Raw genomic sequence first — 21,507 nt, 5'->3', positions numbered from 1 at the left:
CGCACCCCCCGCCCGTACGGCCGCCGCCGTCCCGGAGTCGCTGCCCGAACTGATCGCCCGGGCCCGGGAGTTGGACGAGCAGGGTCACCCGGAGGGACCGGCCTGCTGGGCGCGGCTGCGCACGCTCGTCGCCGCCCGCGACTACACCCACCCCGACGACCCGGCCGTGGGCCCGCTCGTACGGCTGCGCGCGGACCTGCTGGCCGACGAGGCGAGCCGGGCCGGCGACAAGGACGAGTTCGCCGTCGCCGCCGATCTCTACGAGGAGGCAGCGGGCCTGTACGACGACGCCGGACTGCCGGGTCGGGCGGCGCTGGCCCGCGCCAGTGCCCTGCTCGCCGCCGCCGAGGTCCCGGTGCAGGGCGCCGACGCGGCCGAGGCGAAGGCCGCCGCGCTCACCGAGGCCCACGCGTCCATCGTCCGTCTGCACGAGGAGACGCCCGGCCTCGCCCCGCACCTGGAGGCCCGCCTGCTGCGGATGCGGGCGACCGCGCTCGGTCTGCGCCTGCAGACCTCGGGGAGCGAGGAGCACGTCGCACCGGTCCTCGCCGAGGTGGAGCTGCTGCACGCGTTCGCCACCCGGCACGACGTCGTCGGGCAGGTCTCCGGCGCCCTGCTGCTGCGAGCCAGCACGTACGCCCTCTCCGGCGACCTGCCCGCAGCGGTCACCGAGATCGACGCCCTCCTCCACCGGCTGAAGGCGCACGGCCCCGCCTGGCACCTGCCCCGCACGCTCGGACTGCGGGGCCGGCTCCAGCTCGGCCTCCAGGACGCGCAGACCGCGCACGCGGACCTGACCGAAAGCCTGCGGCTGGCCGCCGACTGGCCGGCCGACGCGGTCGACGCCGCCCGCCTCCACGGTGATCTGGCTCAGGCCTGCATGTACCTGGGGCGCCCCGACGAGGCACTGCGGCACCTGACGCGCTCGGCGGAGCTGGACCTTCGCCACGGCAGCCGGACCGAGGCGTTCTGCACCTACAGCAACGCGGCCCAGTTGAGCCTCGACCTCGGGCGCGTCGAGGACTGCATCGCACTGCTCGACTCCCTGCTGGCCGAACCGGACGTCACCGCCGGAGAACTGGACGACCGGCTCGTCGCCCAGCTGCGCCTGACCCGCGCCCGCGCCCTGCACGCGGGAGACGACCTCAAGGCCGCCACGGCGGAGTTCGTCGCCCTCGCGGCCGAGTCGGCCGGCTGGGACGACGACCCGGGCAGCCACGCCATGATCGCCGCGGAGACCGCCGTACTCCTCGGCGAGTCCGGCGAGTTCGGCCGGGCCCGCGAAGCCGCGGAGCAGGCACTCGCCGCCCACGCCCGGGACCCGCGCTACGAGCAGCTCAGCAACTGCCTGCGCGAACTCGCCCGGCTCCAGGGCCAGCAGCAGGGCCCCGACGGTCTGGCCGACGCGCTCGCCTTCCTCGCCGACGCCGGCCGCGTCGCCGACGAGGCCCGCGCCGCCGGGTACGAGGCCCGCGGCCGCTCCCTCGACTCGGCCCTGGCCTACGAATACGGGCGGGTCAACGCCTACGCCGGTGCGTACGAGGACGCCCTGGCCGCCCTGGAGAAGGCCCTCGCCCTGCTCGGCGAGCCGGGAGCGGAGCAGGACCACGCCGAGGAGTGGGCCGAGTGCGTCCGTCTCGCGGGTGCCGTGGAGGGCATCTACCTGGAGCGCCCCGACCCCGCCCTCACCCGCCTGGACGCGGCGGTCGCCCGCCTCACGGCGCTGGGGCACACCGACGAGACCGAGCCGCTGACGGCCTTGGCGGCCCGGCTGCGCGACGAGGAGTGATACGGCGTCCCCGGTGCCGGGCGGGCTGTCGCCTCGGCACCGGGGACGATCCGCGCACTTCTCGCGGCACCTCGAGGTGCCCGTAATGCCGTCAGACTCGGTTGAGCCGGGCAGCGATTCCGTGGCCGATCAGCAAATAGATGACCGCCGGGAGGCCGTAATTGAGGACGACGCGTAGACCCTCCGTGTCCATGGTGAAAATGTCCTGTGCCCATCCGGACAGCCAGTCCGCCATTCCGTGGACGAACTCGACGAAGGGATTCGCCTGGTTCGCGTCGAGCAGGTAGAGCACGATCCACAGACCCAGCAGTCCAGCCGCAACGTCGGCGATCGTGCAGCTGACGAGGGCTACCCGCCGCGCCGTGCCCTCGCTGCGTGCGGGGCGGCCAGGCCCCGGGGGCTGCTCGTGGGTCTGGTATCCGGAAACCGGGTCGGCACTGTTCACAAAAATTCCCATCTCACGCGTGCGATGTCACGGAAGTTCGCCCCAGGCGATGAGATTCAGCCTCGGACTGGCCCGTTTCTGCCTACTTCTGCGTCGTGCGAGCACTGCCGTGTTACACCCCGGAGAAATCCGCTTGTGGCTGTCGGCCGCGTGATCAAAGCTGACTCGCGATGATGCCCTTGACTGAGATCGATCGACTGAAGCGGACCGTGTCCGAGTCATGGGACAGCCCTGTCGCCGACCAGGTCGCCGCGCTGTGGGGTTACCCGGTCGGCACTGCCAAGTGGTGGCGCTCCAGTGCCTCGCATGTGTTTGTGCTCCCGGCCAACGGCCGACGGCGGTATCTGCGGTTCGTGCCCGGCTCCTGCCGCGGACCGGAGTCCCCGGCCGTGGTGGCTGAGCTGATGGCACGGCTCAGCGACGGCGGCTCGGCGGTGGTGCGGCCGGTCGCCGCCGAGTCCGGGGCGCTGACCATGACCGTGGCGACCGGTCTCGGTGCCATGCACGCCATGGTGGTGGAACCGGCGCCCGGTGCGGCAGTCGACGTCGGCGAACTCACCGAATCGCAAGCCCGGCACTGGGGGCAGGCACTGGCCCGTTTGCACCGCGATGCCGTCGGGCTTGGTGCCGGGCTGCCCGAGTCGTTCGGCGAACTTCCGGATATCGGTGAACTGTTCGCCGGGGACACCGAGTTGGTCGAGGCGACGGCGCGGCTCGCCGACGTGATGAGCGAGTTGCCGCGGTGCGAGGACCGCTGGGGTGTGGTGCACGGTGACTTCGAGCTGGACAACATGGCCTGGGAGGAGGGCGGCCCGATCGCCTACGACTTCGACGAGGCCGCCCTCTCCTGGTACGCCGCCGACATCGCCTTTGCCGTGCGCGACCTGACCGACCACACCGGCCGGCCGGCAGCCGGGCACCGGGCGCGGTTCGACGCCTTCCTCGCCGGCTACCGCAGCGTGCGCCCGTTCGACGATGAGGACCTGGGGCGCCTGCCGCTGTTCGCCGGCCTGCATGCCGCGGCTTCTCTGGTACGCATCACCCGCGCGCTGGGCGAACCCGCCCGGCAGGAACCGAGTTGGCTGTCCGAGCTGCGCGACGATCTGACCGACATGGCCCGCACCCACCGGCAACTCGTCATCGACATCGGCCGGGAAGTGGGCCGAGGGATCCTCTAGAGAGAAGGTCGACGGCTGCTGTTACGACGGTTGCGGCAGTTCTCGAACGAAGTCGGCGACCAGCGCCGCCACCGCTTCCGGAGCCTCCAGGTTCATGGCGTGGGTGGCGTCGAGCCGGTTGACGGTGATCGTCGGCCGGATGCGGGAGAGCGCGGCCAGTTCGTCGGAGACCTCTTGTGCGAACCGGGTGCTGAAATCGTCGAACCACTCCATACCGGGCGCCGGCGGTAGCCGTCGGCCGGCCTGTACCAACAGCAGCGGACAGTCGGCCCCTTCCAGCCAGGTGGTGACACCGAGCGCGCCGAGCTTGTGGAGTTCGTCCCGGATCTCCAGCGCCGTCGCCCGTTCCGGAAGCGTCTGCCACTTGCCGCCGGGCAAGAGGCGTGCGGCCGCGCGGGCCGCGGCCTCCGCACGGTCGGCGGGAATCCCGAGCCGGGCGGAGTCGTTGACGACCTTCTCTTCGATGTACTCGGGTGGCGCGATGGCCCCGGACGACGCCAGCAGCGCCTCACCCACCCGGTCGGCGCCGGGGTACCCGCGTCCCCACCAGAAGCCGTCGAGATTCACGGCGGCACGGGCACGGTCCGGGTTCGCCCGGGCGTACTCGACCGCGACCATTCCGCCGAGGGAATGGCCGACCAGGACGGCCTCCGGCACGGCATGCGCGTCCAGCGTGTCCGCGATGTGCCACACCACGGTGGGCATGGTCCAGGGGGAGACATCGGGAGAGCGACCGTGGCCGGGAAGGTCGACGGAGAGGACGCGGTGCCCGGCGGTGAGGAGGGTGGCGGCGGCGTCCCAGTCGGCGAGCGACCGTGAGAAGCCGTGCAGCAGAACCAGTTGAGGGCCATCGCCCCCATAGTCATGGACATGTAGGAGTGTCATCGGGCTTCACTGTAGGTGGCACACAGCATGTCGAGCACCGGATTAAAGATCTCCGGGAGCGCGAGGCCGTCGACGGTCAGAGGTCGAACTCGAGGTGCTCCACGTCGGTGAACTCGACTTCGAGGCCGTGGGCGCGGCGGCCGCTGTCACGGAAGTACACCTCGCCCAGTGCCTCGGCCGCGATGTTCCGCAGTTGCTGTTCCGTGCCGCCGGCTTCCTTGACCTCGAAGAGGCGGGCGGCGTACTGCGGAGGCAGCGCGACGGTGAGATGGCGCAGCCGGGCGTCGTCGGTGGTGCCGGGGGCGGCGGTGTAACCGAACCGGGCGCGGGTGTCGATGACGATGCCGTCGGTGGTGGCCGCCGTCTGTTTGGCCCTGGCCCGGATCTGCGGCTGCCACCGCGCTGTGACCTCGCGCTCCATGCGCCGCGCGAGGTCGGGCCGGGGCTTTTTGATCTGGTCCCTCACATACCGTTCGACGGTGCGCTGGGTGATGCCGAGCAACTCGGCCACCGGCCTGGTGCCCTTGAGCTGCCTGACCAGGTAGCGCATCTGCGCCCCCGCGCTCTTGGGGATCGGGCGTGTGAACGCCTTCCGCAGCGCGGCGTCGAGACCGTCCCCGACCGTGTCCATCGGCTCGCTCCCCTACTCTCCGTCGTCCTTGGCCGTGACCTCACCGGTCTTGATGTAGCGGGCGAGGTTGAGGACCTGTCCGTGTTTCTCCCGCACTGCTTCGGCCCACAGGGTGGTCTGGGTGCCCTCGTGCTTGACCATCCCGGGCGACACTCCGAGCCGGAAGCTGCCGGGCACGGTCTTGTCGTCGGCGTCGTACGGCAGGACGTGGAGCGGGCTGGGGCCGTCGGCGGCGTAGACCGCGCAGTCCGACAGGACCGCCACCGGGTACTGGCCGGTTACCGCTGCCAGGTTGAGCATCTTGCGGTGCATGTTGATCCGGGCCCGGGAGATGACGGCGGCGCGGATGTCGGGCCGCCATGTCGGGCGGGAGAGGGCGGGCCAGGGCTGTCCGGGCTTCCAGCCGCCGCCGCGCGCCCGCTCGCGCAGCTTGCCGATGCCGCCCTTCACCGTGGACTTGATCGCGTCCAGGACGATCGCCATCTCGGGATCGCGCTGCCGGTAGCCGTCCATCGCCTTCAGGAACTCCGGGGTGCGCAGCTTCTCCCCGACGCCCAGGTCCGCCATGGTGTCGACGTACGCGTTGCGCAGCCGCTTGTACCAGCCGTCCAGGAACCTGCCCCTGTCCTCCCTCACCCAGGCCTCGGTCGGGGCGACGTCGTAGCCGAGCTCCACCGCGTACGCCACCGTCGGAGTCGCGTACCAGGCCGGGCCCTGCGGGCGCTCGCCGGTCGGCGTGAACGGGCTGGGCAGCAGCGCGCTGTCGAGCCGGCGCCACTGCTTGCCGACCAGGACGCGGGAGAGGTCGACGTGGGAGAGGTCGACCAGCCATGCCCCGGGCAGCGTCGGGTCGAAGACGGGGTCGGTGACGTGCACGGGCGGTGTCGCCAGGCCCACGACGGCTCCGTTGGCGGCTGCGCCGAAGGCGAGGTTGACGTCGATGCCGACCAGGTACCGCCGCATGCACTCGGCGTCGGTGAGCTCGCGCGCCCAGTCGTACGCCTCCTCGAACAGCATCTCCTCCGGGCCCCGCTGGTGGAAGCGGGGCAGACCGGCGAGCAGTGGATGTCCGTCCGGGGCCTCGCACGGTGCGCAGTCGATCGGGTGCTCGCCCAGCGAGCCGGGCCGGTGTTCCTTGTGCCGTTTCCCCGTCTCGTCCGCCTCGCTCGCCCGGGTCGGCGGATTGAGGGCGGTCATCAGCTCCAGGCCGGTGACGGCCGTCGAGCCGCGCGGCGTCATCACGCGGGCCGCGTAGGTGCCCAGTACACGAGCGAGTTCCGCAGGTTGGAGCTGCGCGGCGTGGCCCCAGGTGCGGGCGTCGAGCGCGTTCCACGACGGGATGCACAGCTGCACGCACTGGCGCTGCCGGCCCTGGGCGGGGCGGTAGATCCGCGCCCACGGCCCGAAGCCCCTCTTTGTCAGCTGCCAGTCGGCCCGGTCCAGTTGCCTGAGGATCTTGTGGCCGTCCGGGAGGCGTCCGGCGAGCCGCTCGGCGTCCGACAGCTCCACCGGGAGCCCGTACCGCTCGCACGCGGTCTCGGTGAGCACGAGCAGCGGGTCGGCGTCCTTGCCGGAACCGTGCAGCCTGCCGGCCCCGAGCCGAGCCTCCTTCAGCGTCCACTCCACGAGCGCGGGGAGCGACTTGGCGGGTACGTCGAGGACCAGGCCGCCGATGCCGTAGCCGGTCACCTGGGAGCCGTCGTCGGCGTCGATGACGAGCAGCGGGCCGTTCGCGAACCGCGGGTCGGCGTCGGCCGTCGGGGGGTTCGCGGGGGCCGCCTTCTTCATGCCGGGGCGGCGCGACGTGGACGACCGCCTGGTCGTGGCCCTGGCCGCCGGACGCGGCACGGCGGCAGGACCGGTGCGGCGAGGTGCGGCGTTCCCGGGAGGAGCCTCCGGGGTCGGGTCCGKAGCTGCGGATGGCGCTGGTGCGGCGGGCGCAGGGGTGGAGGTGGCGGGGGTGGAGGTGGCAGGGGCCTCGGGAACCGAGGTGTCCTCAGGAGGGGCCGCGGCGTCGGTGGCAGGGTAGAGCCGGGCGAGCTGCTTCAGCAGGCGGGCGTACGCGTCGCGCTCCGGCGGGCGCGGTTCCGTCTTGCCGGCCTCCCAGCCGCTGACCGTCGCACGCCGCACTTGGAGAGCGGCGGCCACCTCGTCCAGCGTCAGGCCGTGGGCCTGGCGCAGCCGCTTGCGTTCCGCCGGGGGCGGCAGCGGGGAGCGGGACGCGACCAGGGCGTCGACCGCGTCGAACAGCTCGGACATGGCACCTCCTGGCTCGCCACCCTAGCGTGGAGCGCAGGTTTCGCGTACGAAGCGCGTACATACGGCGTTCGCGGCCGGGACCGGGACGTGACAGCGAGTGAGGATCACAGCGCTGCTAGACCCGCCGGTCTCTGGGTTCCGCTGGGCATGGAGCTGCCGTGCTGCCGCGCCTGACGGCACAGGCCGGTGTCGTTCATGATGCGGTCGACGGTCGCCGGGAGGGTGCTGTCGGCGCCGATGACCGTCTCGACTCCGTCGGGCAGCAGGTCGAGCGGCCGGTACCAGTCGCGCAGCTGCGTCTCGTTCACTTCGCCGGCGATCGGCTTGGTGGCGTGCCGGGCGAGGGTTTCGTCGAACGGTACGTCCAGGTAGTAGTGGTGGGTCGGGCCGCGGTGGTCGGCGCGCAGCCGGCCGAGCATGTCGCCGTAGCGGTCGGCGTGGAGGATGCCTTCGACGGCGACATGGAACCCGGCGTCCAGGGCGTAGCGCGCCACGGTGTCGATCAGGCCGATGTTCGCGGCGCCGGGCACGTCGTGTTCGCGCAGCACGACGCGGCGGAGGTTGTCCTGGGCGACCAGGGCCAGACCACGGCCGAACTTCTCGCGCAGACCGGCCGCGACGGACGATTTGCCCGAGGCGCTGTTGCCGCGCAGGACGACCAGCCGGGTTTCTTCGCTGCCCACCATCACGGCGCTCACCCTACCGACGGTCGGTGACATCGCCGTTCCGCGTTTCACCGAAACCCGGGGCTACCGTGTCCTCGTGGTCGGCAGCGCAGGACGGAAGGCAACCCGTGACTGAGCCCTTTCCCCCGGAGCCCTGGCACCTGCGGGGCGACATGTTCGCCGGGCTGTGGCTCGTGTCGCGGCAGGAGCTGCCCGATTGGCCGCTTCCTCCCGGGGTGCGACCGGTGAGGCTGGGGCGGCGGTGCGTCTTGGTGACGTTCTGGGTGGATTACCGGCCCGGTGGCACGCTGGCCTACCGGGAGCTGCTGGTGGCCTTGGCCGTGCGTGACGGGCGGGGGCCGGCCGCATGTGCTGTGGAGGTGTGGGTGGACGACGAACGCTCGCTCGCCGGCGGCCGGGTGTTGTGGGGCGTTCCCAAGGAGCGTGGGCACTTCGTCTTCGGCGGCACCGCGCCGACATCACGCGCACGCATGTCCGTGGAGCGGGGCGAGCCCGCCGGGGACACGGTGGGCCCGTCCGTGACGGGCCTCCACCGGGATCTGCTGCCCTTGCCGGGACGTCCGCCTGTACGCGGCCGGCTGTTGCAGCCCCATCCCGTGCACGGTGTGTGCGAAGTGCCGATGAGGCTGTCGGGCCGCGTCCGTCTGGGGCGAGCCCGTCTGGTTGCCGAGCCGGGCAGCCCTCTCGACTTTCTCGACGGCCGGAAAGTACTGCTGGCGGCCTCCGTGCGCGGCTTCCGTATGACCGTCGGAAGCGGCGAGGGCAGGCCGCGGTGACGGGCGCCGGCACTCCGTAGGTCACCTCGTGAGCGCCTCGCGTGCCGAGTGGCGTACGCAGGAGAGGGCTACCACGAAGGGCCAGAGCGACTGGAGAGTCGTGACCGCCCGTTCGGCCACACCGGCGACGCCGTGCAGATGCAGCTCCAACAGGAACCATGCCGCGCCCACCGCCATCACCGCGGTGGCTCCCAGGGAGGGCAGGGGCCGCAGGGCCCATGGGACGCTGTCGCCGGTTCGGACGGCCAGGAGCGGCCATGCCGCCAGGACGGTGAAGCCGACGACGGTGACCGAGCCGTGGCTCAGGGAGCCGCCGCTGCTCGGCGCCGGGACCACGGCCACCACCAGGGCGGACACTCCCCCGGCCGCCAGTGCCACCCGGCCGGGGGCCGCGGCCGCGCGCAGCCCCCAGGCGGTGAGCAGGTGGCAGGCGCCCAGGGCGATGAACGCGCCTGTCATCACCCAGTAACCGGAACCTCCGGGGGCCGCCAGGACGCTGATGGTCTGAGCGGCCGGGTCGTAGGCGGAGCCTCGCAGTGACGCCGCCACCATCCAGCCGATGATCAGCACGGCAGGGGCGCATGCCGACGACAGCAGGACCCATTTCGGGACAGATCGCATCAGGACACCGTAAAACGGATCACCTGCGCCTTACGTCCCACTACCGCCGCTCCGGGCGGGTCGGTCAGACGGTTTCGCGGCACGATGGATCCGTGCGCCGACGGCGCCTGTGGCGGTCCGGCGCTCTGCCGGCGGAAAGGTGATCGGTCATGGAGCTCACTCTGGTGGTGCTGATCATCATCGTGGGCCTGACGTTCGACTTCACCAACGGCTTCCACGACGCCGCGAACGCGATCGCCACCTCGATCTCCACCAGGGCCCTGACGCCGCGCGCGGCGCTCACCATGGCCGCGGTGATGAACTTCTGCGGTGCCTTCCTCGGGACCGAGGTCGCCCAGACCGTCGGCAGCGGCATCATCGCCGCGCCCGAGGACGACTCGGGTCTGCTGCTGGTCCTGTGCGCGCTCATCGGGGCCATCGGGTGGAACGTCTTCACCTGGTGGCGGGGGCTGCCCACCTCGTCCTCGCACGCTCTGATCGGCGGGCTGGTCGGCGCCGCGCTCGCCGCGTCCGCCACCGTGCACTGGTCGGGGATCGTGGACAAGGTCGTCCTGCCGATGCTGTTCTCCCCGCTGGTCGGTGTGGCTCTCGGCTACACGTTGCACGTGACCATCCTGTGGCTGTTCCGTCGTTCGACGCCCCGGCGGATCATGCGCCGGTTCCGTATGGCACAGACCGTCTCCGCCGCCGCGATGGGGCTGGGACACGGCTTGCAGGACGCGCAGAAGACCATGGGCGTCATCGTGCTCGCCCTGGTCACGGCGGGCTGGCAGGACGACTTCTCGGTTCCGGTGTGGGTGATCGCCGCCGTGGCGGCCGCCATGGCCACCGGCACCTACAGCGGCGGGCGCCGCATCATCACCACCCTCGGCCGGCGCATCGTCCACCTCGACCCGCCGCGCGGGTTCGCCGCCGAGACCGCCGCCGCGGCCGTCCTCTACACCACCGCGTTCCTGGTGAAGGCACCGATCTCCACCACACAGACGATCACCGCGGCCATCCTGGGCGCCGGTGCCACCCGGCGTGCCTCGGCCGTACGCTGGCAAGTGGCCCGCACGATCGTCACCGCCTGGGTGCTCACGTTCTTCGGCGCCGGGATTCCCGCCGCCGCGATCTACCTCGTTCTGCACGCCGTCACCGGTCTGTGATCCCGGCCCGGAGGCCTCACATGATCGCCTTTCCGCCGCATCCGCCGCCCCGCCAGTCCTCTGCCCGGCCTCCGGACGGCCTCCCGGCGCCTGGGCGTTTCGCGCATCTGCACCCCGACGACGGTGCCTGTCTGATGGAGAGCGCCGCCTTACTGGCCGGCGGCGGGTTCACGGACAGCCCGGCCGGTACGCATCCGGCGCTCGCGGCTCTGGCCCGCGTGGTCAACGACAGCGTCGGTGACGCCACCCGGCACGCCCTGTGGCCGCTGGCCGCCGAGCTCGCCGACGCCCGTCCCCCGGACCGGGCGTATGCGCCGCGGCTCGTCGGCACGGTCGTGGATGAGGCGCGTGTACTGCGTCCCGCTTCCCGGCGTCTGGCGCGGCACGGCCGTGCCTGCCGTCGGCGGGGCGAGAGGCTTGCTCACGTCCGCGCGGGCGGGCTGCCGGGCCGGGTCGCCGATCTGTTGTGGTGGCGTGGGCCGGGGCGGCGGCACCTGGAGCACGCGCTCCGGGTGCTGTGCGCCGCGCCCGACGCGGATCAGCGTCTTGCACAGCTGCTGCGGAAGGCGGTTGCCGAAGCCCGGGACGGACTGGCCCGGGGCGGGCGGGTGCCGACTGCGGAAGGACGCTGCAACCGGTAGGGGTGCGGGCCCGTCCTACAGGGCACCATGATCCCTACAAGCTTCCCCGGCCCCTTGGCCGCGCCGGTTCGGCAGGTGCTCGACTTCGCCTGGACGCAGACCCGGGCGTGCGCGTTCGCCATCGCGCTGCTGTCCGGCGTGGCCGTGTCCGCCCTGCTGCCCGACCTTCCCGTGGCGCGCTACGACCTGCTGGTGGTCTACGGCGTGCTGCTCACGCTGGTGTTCTGGCTGCGCGGCTGGGAGAACGGGCGGGACGTCGCCGTCATCGCGGCCTGTCATGTCATCGGGCTGGCCTTCGAGCTGGTGAAGGTGTCACTCGGTTCGTGGAGCTACCCGGAGCCGGGCGTGCTGAAGTTCGCCGGGGTTCCGCTGTACGGCGGGTTTCTGTACGCGGCTGTCGGCAGCTACGTGTGCCGGGCCTGGCACCTGTTCGATCTCGAGCTGGTGCGCTACCGACCCCGGGCGACGGCGGTGGTGGCCGCGGCCGTCTACGTCAACTTCTTCAGTCATCACTGGCTGCCCGACGCGCGCTGGGTGCTGGCGGGACTGCTGCTGGCCGTCACCGCGGGAACGTCGGTGCGTTTCACGGTGTGGGGTGTGCGCCGGCGGATGCCGCTGGCGTTGTCGTTCGTCCTGATCGGGTTCTTCCTGTGGGTGGCGGAGAACCTCGCCACCTTCGTCGGTGCCTGGCGCTACCCGTACCAGGAGCACGGCTGGGAGCCGGTGGGGGTGGAGAAGTTCGGTGCCTGGGCCTTGCTGATCAGCGTCACCTTCGTCCTGGCGGCCGTCGGGCGGCGCTCGGATCGTGAGGTGGAGCGGTCGGTGCGGTGACGGGCGTGGAGAGTGCGAGTCGTCGCCGAGCCTCCAGCCACGTATCATCCTATGGACATAAATTAGGTGATTTGCCTTCGAGGGTCGTCACCGACCGTGGCCATCCTCGCCGGAGTGATCAATGTCCCGCACCGGCACGACGGACGACGGAGACGAGCTGCTGACCAGGCTCGAGGCCCTGACGGCCCAGGCGCGTGCACAGGCCGAGATGCAGCGGTCACGGGTCGAGCTGGCCATCGCGCTGCAGCGCGGCATGCTCCCGCGCGACCTGCCCGTCGCGAGCCGGCTGCATCTCGCCGTGCGGTACGCGCCCGCGTGCCAGGGGCTCAACGTGGGCGGCGACTGGTACGACGCGTTCACGCTGGGCGACGGCCGGATCGGCGTGTCCATCGGTGACGTCCAGGGGCACAACATCGAGGCGGCCGCCTTCATGGGGCAGGTACGGGCGGGGCTGCGGGCCCTGGCCTCGGTCACCAGCGATCCGGGAGAAGTGCTGGCCAGGACCAACGATCTGCTGCTGTCCCTGGGCTCCGATCTCTTCGCCACCTGCACCTTCATGCGGCTCGACCCGTGTGCCGGCGTGCTGGAGAGCGCGCGGGCCGGGCACCTGCCCTGCGTCTGGGCCACGGCGGACGGGAAGTCCGGTGTCACCGCGGACGAGGGCGGGCCGCCCCTGGGGATCCAGACGGGGGTGCCGTATCCGGTGACCCGGTACGAGCTGACCACGGGTGGCGTGTTCGTGCTGCTCACGGACGGCGTCGTGGAGGGGCCCTCCCTGCCGCTGGAGGAGGGCCTCGACCAGGTGATGCGGCTCGCGGGCATCGCGGCGGTGGCGGGCATGGACGTGGACGCGCTCGCGGCCGCCCTGATCAAGGGTGCCGAGCGTGTGGGGCACGACGACGACGCCGCCGTGCTGGTGGTCGGCCTCGACGGACCTCAGCCATAGGGCCGCAGGGCCCCCGCTCTCGCCTCGCCGTCGCGGCGGCCTCGGTGTCTCATGGCTGCTGTGGTGGGTAGCCAGGATCTGCGTACGCCGGTCGTCGTCGCTCTGCAGACGCTGGCTGTCGCCGCCTGCTACTACGTCTCGGGGCAGCTGGGCCTGCTGCGGGAACTGGTCGTCGAGGGCTCGGTCGTCACCCCCATCTGGCCTCCCACCGGCGTCTCGGTCGCCTTCCTGCTGATCTTCGGACTGCGCTGCTGGCCGGGGATCGCCCTGGGCGCCCTCTTCGTCATCCTGTCCCTCACCTCCCTGACGCCGTCGACCCTCGGCGTCCTGGTGGGCAACACGGTCGCGCCCGTCGTGGGGTACCTGCTGCTGCGCCGGGCCGGTTTCCGTACCGATCTGGCGCGGCTGCGGGACGGTCTCGCCCTGGTGTTCCTGGGCGCGTTCACCGCCATGCTGATCAGCTCGACCGTGGGCGCCGGCCTCCTGCTCGTCACGGGCAAGCTCGACTGGGCGAGCTTCTGGGCCGTGTGGCTGGCCTGGTGGGTGGGTGACGCGATGGGCGTACTGATCGTCACCCCGGTGCTGCTCCTGCTGTCCCGCGTCCGCCTGCCGCTGCGCCTCTCGCGCTGGAAGGAGGCGTCGGGCCTGGCGCTGATCATCTGCTGTGTCGTTCCGCTGGCCGCGCACAGCCCGGTCAGCCTGCTCTTCCTCATCTACCCCCTGCTGATCTGGGCGGCTCTGCGCTTCCAGCTGGTCGGCAGCATGCTGTGCGCCCTCTTCGCGTCGATCATGGCGACGGTGTCGGCGACCGACCGGACCGGGCCGTTCGAGCGGCTGACCCGGGTGGAGGTGATGATCAAGCTCCAGGCGTTCAACGGGGCGATGGCCCTGACGGCCCTGATCCTGTCGGCCGTGATCACCGAGCAGATCAACACCCGGCGTTCGGTGGAGCGCGCGTGCCAGGAACTGGTCGAGGTCCTGGAGCACCTCACCGCGGGCGAGTCGGCGGACGGCCGGGCCCCACCGGAGAACGACGGGCCCGGGCGGCGGCAGGACGAGTGACCGTACGCCTCCCACAGGCCCAACGGGCGAGGGTTACCGAGGCGTACGGTTGACGCCATGACCGAGGTGGAGGTGCTGCAACTGCTGGTGTCGCCCGCGCACCGGCTGGCCGGACGGCCGTCGGACGGCCCCTCCCCCGGCCCGGCCGACGAGCGCGTCCCCCGGGTGGAGGTACGCCGCGGCCTCGGGCTGGTCGGCGACCGCTACTACGCCCGGCCCGCCCACCGGAACGCGGCGGTGACCCTCATGGCCGCGGAGAACCTCCCGGCGGGCGCCGACCTCCGGCACACGCGCCGCAACGTCCTGCTCAGAGGTGTCGACATCGACGCCTGTGTCGGCTCGACGATCGCCCTCGACTGCGGCACCGGGCCGGTGCTGTTCGCCGTGAACCGGCCGGCCCGCCCCTGTGCCTGGATGGACGTGACCATCGGCCCCGGCGCTCAGCGCGCCCTGCGAGGGCGGGGCGGTGTGCGGTGCACGCCGCTGAGCGACGGGGTGATCACGCTGGGCCCGGCGACGTTCCGCGTCGTGGCCGGGCCCGACGACGCCGGGCCATGAGGCGTGCGCCTGCGCCCGGCACGGGTTCAGCCGGCCGTCGGGGCCGTGCGGATGGCGGCGATGTCGAGCTGCAGGCGCACCTTCTCGCTCACCATCGCGCCTCCCTCGGCCAGCCTGCTGTTGTACGTCAGGCCCCAGTCGGAGCGGTTGATGGTGGTGGTGCCGTCGAATCCGGCCCTTTCGTATCCGAAGGGGTCGGTGACGTGCCCGATGTAGGTCAGCTCCAGTACGACCGGCCGCGATATGCCTTTGATGGTGAGGTCGCCCGACATGCGATAGAGGTCGGCGCCCGCCTGTTCCACCGCGGTGCTGGTGAAACGCATACGCGGATAGGTCGCGGCATCGAGGAAGTCACGTCCGACCAGGTGGGCGTCGCGTTGTTCCACCCCGGTGTCGACGCTGGCGGTGAACAGCGTGAGGTCGGCCCGTGACCGCGCGGGGTTGCGCGCGTCGAAGTAGAGGCGGCTCTCGTACTCCAGGAAACACCCGCGCACGGTGGTCACCATGGCATGCCGGACGGAGAAGCCGATCCTGCTGTGAGCAGGGTCGACGACCCATTCGCCGGTGAGATTCACCAGGTCGGGGTCGGGCAGGACCGCGGTGGGGGAAGCCGGCGCGCCCGCGGGGCGCTGTGGGGGGACAGACGGCGCCTGCCGCCGGGACGGCACGACGCGGTTGAACAGGTTCATGATTCATCTAGGTACTTGAGTTTGGTTATTGCCGCAAGTCCCCTTCGCGTTTACGGCTTTTGCGGACGAGCGTCTGACCATTTTGCCGCCGCTTTGCACAGAATCCACACATGCCTGTCGCGAGGTACCGACGAAATAACCATCCGAGGGTCGAGGATTTTTTATTTCGGGCATATCGGCGATTCGGCCGGTGTCACCTCGATCGCGAGGTCGTTGTCGACCGTGTAGTAGGGGCGCGAGGAGGATCCGCCCGCCGTGAGCGCCGGATAGACGAAGACGTGTTTGCGGTCCGCCACGTCGTCGAGGAGCCTGCCGATCCGGACCGGCGGCGCGTCGGCGGCGGGCCGGACGAAGGCGTCCCAGATCCGGCCCGGGCCCGCTGTGCTACCCGTCAGGTCCTCGGGGCCGGCGGTGAACGAGAAGCCTCGGCCGTCGTCGTCGATCCGGGGACGGAGGTCCCGTACGGTGTCGCTCCCCCGCAGGCGCAGCCGCACGGTGGCGCCCTCGTGGAGCTCGGCGCCGTGCAGGCGGGCCTCGACCGTCAGGGCCTGTTCCGTGACGTCGATGGCGCGGACCTCCGCGTGGGCGGTGCGCCGCCATGCCCTGAGTGCGAGGAAGCCGTCCTTCGTGACGTACGGGACTCTGACGGCGACCGGTGAGGGCCGGTCGCGGAGGTGGCCGTCGACGAGGACGCGCAGGTCTCTGAGGCCGGGGCGCAGCCGCTGCCGTTCGGCTTCCGGTTCCGGCAGCAGGTACAGGTCCCAGCGGCCTTCGTCGAGGGCCGGGTGCGGCTCCAGTACGGCGTGCAGCTGGCCGCCGGCCCGGCCGGGCTCCAGGTCGAGGAGGTGAAGGGTCGTCTCGGGGCGGCCCTTCTGGGGGCGCAGCCGGAGCAGCAGCTGAGGGCGCAAGGCCGGGCCCGGCGGGAGACGGAAGGTGACGCGGCCGTCCGGGTCGATCGCGCAGTGGGTGCGCAGGTGGGTGTCGCGGTGCATGGTCATCAGCGTCCCTTCCGTATCGCGCGCAGGGCGCCGACGGCCGCGGCGTGGGCCGCGTCGCGGGCGGCGTGGCCCCGGCCGGTCAGTGCGCCGCTGGTGCGGTGGTCCGGCAACGTGGTGGTCCGTCGGCCCGTGGTCCGGGTCGTGAGGGCCTTCTCCAGGAGGCGTTCGGCCTGAGCGACGACGGGGCCCGGGGCGAAGCGGCGCGCGTTGTCCAGGGCGGTGCGGCCCATGCGGCGGCGCCGTTCGTCGTCGCCGACGAGTTCCAGCAGGGCCGAGGCGAGGGCGTCGGCGTCTTTGACCGGCACCAGCCGGCCGTCGGCTCCGTCCTGGATGATCTCGCCGGGGCCGTAGGGGCAGTCGGTGCTGACCACGGGCAGTCCGCAGCGCATCGCTTCGACGATGGTCATGCCGAACGGCTCGAAGTCGGACGCGGCCGCGCCGATCGAGCCCTTGGCCCATTCGGCCTCCATGGGGGTGGCGGCCCCCATCAGGAACACGTTGTTCCACAGGCGGAGTCGTTCGATGAGTTCCCGCAGCCTGGGCTCCTCCTCGCCCTTGCCGTAGATGCGCAGCTGCCAGTCCGGGAAGGCGGCGGCGACCTGGGCGAACGCCTCGATGAGCAGGTCGTAGCGCTTCACCGGAACGAGCCGGCCGGCGGCGATGACGATCTTGGCGGTGCCGTCGGCGGGAGACAGCGCGGGGTCGGGGACGCTGTTCGGGAGGGCCTCGACGTGGACGCCGGGCAGCCACATCTTGCGCCGGTAGGCGGCGGCGTCCGCTTCCGTGACGGTGGTGATCACGTCGAGGCGGCGGTAGGCGCGGCGCAGTGCGGTGCGCAGCCCGGGCGGGTGGTTGTCGAGCGTGAGGTGCTCCTGGCCGACACGCAGGACGCGCTGCGGGGCCTGCCGGGCGATGTGCACGTTGAGGCCGGGCCGGGTGCCGATGACGACGTCGGTGTCGAGCGCCTCCAGCCACTCGCCGATCCGCTGGTCGGTCAGCTCGCTGTACTGGCGGTGGCGGTACTCGGCGGCCGGGAACACCTTCGCCGGTCTCTGGTGCAGTGGATGGTCCGCCTCCTTGCGCAGGTCCACCAGCGCGCGCAGGCGCACCCGGGGGTCCAGGACGAGATGGGGATGCTCCCGGTGACGTAACGCGGAGACGATCTCCACGTCGTGCCGCTCGGCGAGCGCCCCGGCGAGGTTGAACGTGGTGGTGATCGTGCCTCCGATTCCGTAGGCGTTGTGAATCAGGAAAGAGATCTTCATGGTGGCGTAGACGGCCCCAACCACCGGACAGTTGTTCGCTGTTATCACTCTGTGGCCGTGTGGAGGGCAGCCACGGACCAGCCCGTTCCGGCGTGATATCGGACATAAGTGGTCTGGGCCATACCGCTGTGCCGCCCGGATGTGAATAGCTTGATGTGTTTGCCCGCAGCAGCGTCGCGTCATCGGGTGCACCGTCGTCATCGATCTCCAGGAGACCCATGCGCCCTCGAATAGCCTCCGTTCCGCGCCTCACGTCCCTGCCGCCCCTCGCCCTGGCCGGCGGCGCGCTGGCCGTGGGCGCGGGCGGGCTGTATCTCGCCGGGCTGATGCTGACCGGCGGGGAGATCGACTCCGGTACGACGGTGCGCGGGGTGGAGATCGGCGGCCTGAGCCGTGCGGAGGCCGTGCGGAAGCTGGAGCGGCACCTGGGCGCGGCCGGGGCGCGGGAGCTGCCCGTGAAGGTCGGTGACCGCACGGGCACGGTCGATCCGCGGCGGGCCGGGCTCTCCTTCGACGTCGGGGAGACCGTCGACCGGGCGGCGCGCACCGGCGCCGACCCGGTCAGCGTGATCGCCGAGTTCTTCCGCTCGGGCGGTGACATCGAGCCGGTCGTGCGCCTCGACGAGGACAAGGCCCGGGCCGCCCTCGGCGATCTGGCGGAGGGGCTCGACCAGAAGGTCCGGGACGGTGCCGTCGCCTTCGACGACGGACGGGTGGAGCAGGTCGCACCCCGCACGGGTTACGCGCTGGACGTGAACGGCGCGGTCGGCCCGCTGCGCTCCTCCTTCCTGCGCGGCGACACCCGCTCGGTCACGCCGCTGCCCGCCCGCGAGACCCGGCCGAAGGTCACGGCCGACGAGGTACGGCGAGCGATGCGCACGTTCGCCGAGCCGGCCATGTCGGCGCCCGTCACGCTCACCGCGGGCGGCAAGCGGTTCACGGTCGGGCAGGCCGTGCTGGGCGAGCACCTGGCGATGCGGCCGGACGGCGGCGGAAGGCTGAGACCGGAGCTGGATACCAAGGGACTGCGCGACGATCCCGCCGTGGCCGGTCCCCTGGAGGACGTCACCACCACCGCCGAGAACGCCAGGCTGCGGCCGGACGGCGACAAGGCCGTGATCGCCGAGGACGCCAGGGTGGGCCAGGAGGTCACCGACAAGGCGCTGGGCAAGGCGGTGCTGCCGTTGCTCACCAGGTCGGGCGCCGACCGCAGCGGCGAGGTGGCCGTGCACCGGACCCAGCCCGAGATCACCCGCGAGAACGCCGCGGAGCTGGGGCTGACGGAGAAGATGTCCTCCTTCACCGTCCACTTCGAACCGGCGGAGTACCGCACCAAGAACATCGGCCGGGCCGTGGAACTCATCAACGGCTCCCTCGTCAGGCCGGACGAGACGTGGAGCTTCAACCGGACCGTCGGCGAACGCACCGAGGCCAACGGCTTCGTCGAAGGCATCATCATCCTCAACGACCAGTTCACGAAGGCGTCGGGCGGCGGTGTCTCGGCCGTGGCGACGACCGTGTACAACGCGCTGTTCTTCGCCGGGGTCAAGCCGGTGGAGCACGGCGCGCACTCCTTCTACATCGAGCGCTACCCGGAGGGCCGCGAGGCGACAGTCGCCTGGGGCAGCCTGGATCTGCGGTTCACCAACGACTCCGGCAAGGCGATCTACATCCAGGCCGAGTCCACGGACACGTCCGTGACGGTCTCCTTCCTCGGCACCAGGAAGTACGACGAGATCAAGTCGGTCAAGGGTCCGCGCACCGAGGTGAAGAAGCCCGAGAAGAAGGTGAGCGACGACAAGGAGTGCGTGCCGCAGACGCCGCTCGAAGGGTTCGACGTCACCGTGGAGCGCGTCTTCTACGACGACGGCCGGGAAGTGAAGCGGGAGCCGTTCCGTACGCACTACACGCCGCGTGACGAGATCGTCTGCGAGTGATCCACCCGCCGTTCGCCTTCCTGAGCAAATCTCCTTCTCGAACAGAGCGTTGACCCGCCCCAGGAGCGCCAGCACAATGAGCGCGCAGTGTGTGAGAGCGCTCTCAAGGGAGATCCATGACTGGCAGACAAGGCCCGGCACTGAGCCGGCGTTCGCTCATCGGTGCCGGAATCGGCATCAGTGCCGCGGGGCTCACCACCGTCGCCTCGGGACAGGCCCTGGCGGCCGGTTCCGCCGGCGCGCGCCCCGCATCGGCCCCGGCCCGGGGGCACGCCTTTCTCGCCGCCGCCATGGACGCCTACCCCGAGCACGGCAGCGTCCGCCTGACCCAGAGCTACACCGACCAGGCGGGCCTGTTCAGCACCGCGTTCACCTACGACAACGCGCTGGCGGTCCTGGCCCACCTCGCGGCCCGCACCGGTGAAGGCCTGACCAGGGCCAAGGCGCTGGGCGACGCCCTGCTCTACGCCCAGCTCCACGACCCGGGGTACGACGACGGCAGACTCCGGCAGGCCTACAACGTCGGGCCGTACACCTTCTACGACGGCTCGCCCCAGCCCGACGGCTTCGTACGGGCGGACGGCACCGCCAACGTCGGGACGCAGTTCGGCTTCACCGGCACGGCGGTGGGCGACATGGCCTGGGCGGGCATCGCGCTGAGCGCCCTCGCCCGCCGTACCGGCGCGCGTCGTTTCCTCACCGGAGCCGTGCGGATCGGCGAGTGGATCGAGCGGACCGGCCGTACCGACGAGCCGCTCGGCGGCTACAAGTTCGGGGTCGACGGGGCGAATCAGAAACTGCCGTTCACCTCGACCGAGCACAACACCGACCTGGTGTGTCTCTTCGGCCGGCTCGCCCGGCTCACCGGTGACCGGGTGTGGCTGGAGCGACGCGGGCGGGCCGAGGCGTTCGTGAAGCGGATGTGGGAACCGTCGGGGGGCTTCTTCTACACCGGCACCAACGACGGTGTGACGGTCAACAAGTCACCGATTCCGGAGGACACCCAAACCTGGACGCACCTCGCACTGGGCTCCCGCCGCCACTCCCGTTCGCTGGACTGGGCCGTGGCCGAGCTGGCCGTCCTGGACCACTCCGGCCGCACCAACAGCACGGTGCCCGCGGGGCAGTCCTACGAGGGCGTCACCTTCAGTTCCGCGAGCCTCCTCGCGAACGAGGACGCCCCCATCGCCGCGGGCCAGCCCAAACCCGACCGCAACGGTGTGTGGTTCGAGGGGACGGCTCATCTCGCGCTCGCTCTGCGGGACCGTGGGAAGCGTGGTGACGAGGCGCGCGCCCGCCGCCTGCTCGCGTCGACCGAGCAGGCCCAGGACCTGCTGGGCGGCGGTCAGACCGTCGGCGGCAAGGCGCTGCCCGAGCGGGCCGGGGTGGTGTCCGCGAGCAGTCCGCTGGACACCGGGTTCGGCTTCGGCTACTACCCGTACCGGCACACGGGCGCGACCGCCTGGTACCTGATGGCGGCGGCGCGCTTCAATCCGCTGCGGGCGTGACGGCGAGGCCCGGCCCGCTGGGGGTGCAGCGGGCCGGGCGGCCCTCAACTGACGCGGTGGACCGCCTGGTTGGTCAGTTCGTAGCGGGCGCCGACGATCGCCAGCGCGCCGGTGCTGATCCTGGCGGCCAGGTCGGGCTCCGCGGCCAGCCGGGAGCGGACGAGGCGGACGTTGGCGTCGACGGTGGCGTCGATCCGCGCGTCCCCTTCCACGCTGTGGTCGATGGCCGGGCTTATCTGGTCGGCGAGGTACTGGATGTGGGCGGGCAGGCGCCCGCCGGACTTCTCCGCCTCGACCGCGGCACGCACGGCGCCGCACGACTGGTGCCCGAGCACCACGACCAGCGGTATGCCCAGTTCCAGGACGCCGTAGGCGACGCTGCCGAGGACGGCCTCGTCCAGGACCTCGCCGGCGGTGCGTACCGTCATCAGGTCGCCCAGCCCCTGGTCGAAGACCAGCTCCGGAGGCACGCGTGAGTCGATGCAGCCGAGCACGACCGCGAACGGGTGCTGGGCGGTGGTCAGCGCCTTCCGGGTCGCGGGGGTTTCGTGCGGGTGGCGTTCGCGGAAGGCGCGCCAGCGGCGGTTGCCCGCGGCCAGTTCCGCGAGGGCTTCCTGCGGGGTGCTGGGCCGCGGGCCGGCGGCGGGGGCGCTT

General features: G+C 71.6%; 20 protein-coding genes and 1 pseudogene. 11 read left to right on the top strand and 10 right to left on the bottom strand.

From position 1 onward, the window contains the following. Window positions 1–1,789 (top strand): annotated as a pseudogene (locus CA983_RS21540) (hypothetical protein); the annotation flags it as partial. Window positions 1,790–1,880: 91 nt separating this feature from the next. On the opposite strand, the gene CA983_RS21535 reads toward CA983_RS21540, so the two are convergent. After that, a complete protein-coding gene (locus CA983_RS21535) occupies window positions 1,881–2,234 on the bottom strand; it encodes a hypothetical protein (RefSeq protein ID WP_086602541.1) in 354 nt (117 codons plus the stop codon). Window positions 2,235–2,407: 173 nt separating this feature from the next. Between CA983_RS21535 and CA983_RS21530 the strand changes: the two genes are divergently transcribed. Beyond that, window positions 2,408–3,412 carry a phosphotransferase enzyme family protein gene (locus CA983_RS21530; RefSeq protein ID WP_425276464.1) on the top strand — a complete coding sequence of 335 codons (1,005 nt, stop codon included), beginning with the start codon at window positions 2,408–2,410 and terminating at the stop codon, window positions 3,410–3,412. A gap of 21 nt (window positions 3,413–3,433) precedes the next feature. On the opposite strand, the gene CA983_RS21525 is transcribed toward CA983_RS21530, so the two are convergent. The 4 genes from CA983_RS21525 to CA983_RS21510 form a co-directional block, all read right to left on the bottom strand. Then, the gene (locus CA983_RS21525) at window positions 3,434–4,297 is read right to left on the bottom strand and encodes an alpha/beta fold hydrolase (protein ID WP_086602536.1); all 864 of its coding nucleotides are present in this window, start codon (window positions 4,295–4,297) and stop codon (window positions 3,434–3,436) included. A gap of 76 nt (window positions 4,298–4,373) precedes the next feature. Continuing rightward, window positions 4,374–4,928, bottom strand: coding sequence for a telomere-protecting terminal protein Tpg (gene tpg / locus CA983_RS21520; protein ID WP_086602535.1), 555 nt, complete (start codon window positions 4,926–4,928; stop codon window positions 4,374–4,376). A gap of 12 nt (window positions 4,929–4,940) precedes the next feature. After that, window positions 4,941–7,187: a telomere-associated protein Tap gene (gene tap, locus CA983_RS21515; protein WP_086602534.1), complete on the bottom strand. Its 2,247-nt coding sequence runs from the start codon at window positions 7,185–7,187 to the stop codon at window positions 4,941–4,943. A gap of 104 nt (window positions 7,188–7,291) precedes the next feature. After that, window positions 7,292–7,873, bottom strand: coding sequence for a P-loop NTPase family protein (locus CA983_RS21510; protein ID WP_244207045.1), 582 nt, complete (start codon window positions 7,871–7,873; stop codon window positions 7,292–7,294). A gap of 107 nt (window positions 7,874–7,980) precedes the next feature. Between CA983_RS21510 and CA983_RS21505 the strand changes: the two genes are divergently transcribed. Then, window positions 7,981–8,649, top strand: coding sequence for an acetoacetate decarboxylase family protein (locus tag CA983_RS21505; protein WP_086602533.1), 669 nt, complete (start codon window positions 7,981–7,983; stop codon window positions 8,647–8,649). Window positions 8,650–8,670: 21 nt separating this feature from the next. On the opposite strand, the gene CA983_RS21500 is transcribed toward CA983_RS21505, so the two are convergent. Next, a complete protein-coding gene (locus CA983_RS21500; RefSeq protein ID WP_086602532.1) occupies window positions 8,671–9,270 on the bottom strand; it encodes a DUF998 domain-containing protein in 600 nt (199 codons plus the stop codon). A gap of 149 nt (window positions 9,271–9,419) precedes the next feature. On the opposite strand from CA983_RS21500, the gene CA983_RS21495 reads away from it, so the two are divergent. From CA983_RS21495 to CA983_RS21470, 6 genes are all read left to right on the top strand, one after another. Further along, a complete protein-coding gene (locus CA983_RS21495; RefSeq protein ID WP_086602531.1) occupies window positions 9,420–10,418 on the top strand; it encodes an inorganic phosphate transporter in 999 nt (332 codons plus the stop codon). A gap of 20 nt (window positions 10,419–10,438) precedes the next feature. Next, window positions 10,439–11,059: a hypothetical protein gene (locus CA983_RS21490; RefSeq protein ID WP_086602530.1), complete on the top strand. Its 621-nt coding sequence runs from the start codon at window positions 10,439–10,441 to the stop codon at window positions 11,057–11,059. Between the two features lie 27 nt (window positions 11,060–11,086). Next, complete coding sequence (locus CA983_RS21485) at window positions 11,087–11,890, top strand: DUF817 domain-containing protein (protein ID WP_208637009.1); 804 nt, start codon at window positions 11,087–11,089, stop codon at window positions 11,888–11,890. Window positions 11,891–12,011: 121 nt separating this feature from the next. Continuing rightward, on the top strand, window positions 12,012–12,836 hold the full coding sequence (locus tag CA983_RS21480) for a PP2C family protein-serine/threonine phosphatase (protein WP_086602529.1): 825 nt from the start codon (window positions 12,012–12,014) through the stop codon (window positions 12,834–12,836). Between the two features lie 60 nt (window positions 12,837–12,896). Beyond that, window positions 12,897–13,898, top strand: a complete 1,002-nt coding sequence (locus tag CA983_RS21475) for an MASE1 domain-containing protein (RefSeq protein ID WP_086602528.1) — start codon at window positions 12,897–12,899, stop codon at window positions 13,896–13,898. A 57-nt stretch (window positions 13,899–13,955) separates the two neighbouring features. Then, window positions 13,956–14,456 (top strand): molybdenum cofactor biosysynthesis protein, encoded by a 501-nt coding sequence (locus tag CA983_RS21470; protein ID WP_086602527.1) that lies wholly within the window; start codon window positions 13,956–13,958, stop codon window positions 14,454–14,456. A 26-nt stretch (window positions 14,457–14,482) separates the two neighbouring features. On the opposite strand, the gene CA983_RS21465 is transcribed toward CA983_RS21470, so the two are convergent. The 3 genes from CA983_RS21465 to CA983_RS21455 form a co-directional block, all read right to left on the bottom strand. After that, on the bottom strand, window positions 14,483–15,145 hold the full coding sequence (locus CA983_RS21465; RefSeq protein ID WP_086602526.1) for a YceI family protein: 663 nt from the start codon (window positions 15,143–15,145) through the stop codon (window positions 14,483–14,485). Between the two features lie 161 nt (window positions 15,146–15,306). Then, window positions 15,307–16,143, bottom strand: coding sequence for a transferase (locus CA983_RS21460; RefSeq protein ID WP_086602525.1), 837 nt, complete (start codon window positions 16,141–16,143; stop codon window positions 15,307–15,309). Further along, the gene (locus tag CA983_RS21455) at window positions 16,143–17,408 is read right to left on the bottom strand and encodes a glycosyltransferase family 4 protein (protein ID WP_086602539.1); all 1,266 of its coding nucleotides are present in this window, start codon (window positions 17,406–17,408) and stop codon (window positions 16,143–16,145) included. The genes CA983_RS21460 and CA983_RS21455 overlap by 1 nt, the downstream gene beginning before the upstream one ends. Window positions 17,409–17,626: 218 nt before the next feature. Here CA983_RS21455 and CA983_RS21450 point away from each other — a divergent pair, with 218 nt between their 5' ends. After that, window positions 17,627–19,345: a VanW family protein gene (locus CA983_RS21450; protein ID WP_086602524.1), complete on the top strand. Its 1,719-nt coding sequence runs from the start codon at window positions 17,627–17,629 to the stop codon at window positions 19,343–19,345. Window positions 19,346–19,461: 116 nt separating this feature from the next. Continuing rightward, window positions 19,462–20,853 (top strand): Tat pathway signal sequence domain protein, encoded by a 1,392-nt coding sequence (locus CA983_RS21445; RefSeq protein WP_086602523.1) that lies wholly within the window; start codon window positions 19,462–19,464, stop codon window positions 20,851–20,853. A gap of 44 nt (window positions 20,854–20,897) precedes the next feature. On the opposite strand, the gene CA983_RS21440 is transcribed toward CA983_RS21445, so the two are convergent. After that, window positions 20,898–21,507 (bottom strand): carbonic anhydrase (locus CA983_RS21440; RefSeq protein WP_107500259.1); only part of this gene is annotated, 610 nt, incomplete at its 5' end.

The organism is Streptomyces swartbergensis (genome assembly GCF_002148965.1).
Classification (GTDB): Bacteria; Actinomycetota; Actinomycetes; order Streptomycetales; family Streptomycetaceae; genus Streptomyces; species Streptomyces swartbergensis.
Note: the sequence above shows the minus strand (reverse complement) of the source record. Positions and strands in the feature narration are given on the sequence as shown.

What these genes read in the sequence shown, in the direction of transcription:
- CA983_RS21530 (WP_425276464.1), top strand. Translation starts at nt 2,408, where the DNA reads ATGCCCTTGACTGAGATCGATCGACTGAAGCGGACCGTGTCCGAGTCA.
- CA983_RS21525 (WP_086602536.1), bottom strand. Translation starts at nt 4,297, where the DNA reads ATGACACTCCTACATGTCCATGACTATGGGGGCGATGGCCCTCAACTG.
- tpg (WP_086602535.1), bottom strand. Translation starts at nt 4,928, where the DNA reads ATGGACACGGTCGGGGACGGTCTCGACGCCGCGCTGCGGAAGGCGTTC.
- CA983_RS21510 (WP_244207045.1), bottom strand. Translation starts at nt 7,873, where the DNA reads ATGGTGGGCAGCGAAGAAACCCGGCTGGTCGTCCTGCGCGGCAACAGC.
- CA983_RS21500 (WP_086602532.1), bottom strand. Translation starts at nt 9,270, where the DNA reads ATGCGATCTGTCCCGAAATGGGTCCTGCTGTCGTCGGCATGCGCCCCT.
- CA983_RS21495 (WP_086602531.1), top strand. Translation starts at nt 9,420, where the DNA reads ATGGAGCTCACTCTGGTGGTGCTGATCATCATCGTGGGCCTGACGTTC.
- CA983_RS21490 (WP_086602530.1), top strand. Translation starts at nt 10,439, where the DNA reads ATGATCGCCTTTCCGCCGCATCCGCCGCCCCGCCAGTCCTCTGCCCGG.
- CA983_RS21485 (WP_208637009.1), top strand. Translation starts at nt 11,087, where the DNA reads ATGATCCCTACAAGCTTCCCCGGCCCCTTGGCCGCGCCGGTTCGGCAG.
- CA983_RS21480 (WP_086602529.1), top strand. Translation starts at nt 12,012, where the DNA reads ATGTCCCGCACCGGCACGACGGACGACGGAGACGAGCTGCTGACCAGG.
- CA983_RS21470 (WP_086602527.1), top strand. Translation starts at nt 13,956, where the DNA reads ATGACCGAGGTGGAGGTGCTGCAACTGCTGGTGTCGCCCGCGCACCGG.
- CA983_RS21465 (WP_086602526.1), bottom strand. Translation starts at nt 15,145, where the DNA reads ATGAACCTGTTCAACCGCGTCGTGCCGTCCCGGCGGCAGGCGCCGTCT.
- CA983_RS21460 (WP_086602525.1), bottom strand. Translation starts at nt 16,143, where the DNA reads ATGACCATGCACCGCGACACCCACCTGCGCACCCACTGCGCGATCGAC.
- CA983_RS21455 (WP_086602539.1), bottom strand. Translation starts at nt 17,408, where the DNA reads ATGAAGATCTCTTTCCTGATTCACAACGCCTACGGAATCGGAGGCACG.
- CA983_RS21450 (WP_086602524.1), top strand. Translation starts at nt 17,627, where the DNA reads ATGCGCCCTCGAATAGCCTCCGTTCCGCGCCTCACGTCCCTGCCGCCC.
- CA983_RS21445 (WP_086602523.1), top strand. Translation starts at nt 19,462, where the DNA reads ATGACTGGCAGACAAGGCCCGGCACTGAGCCGGCGTTCGCTCATCGGT.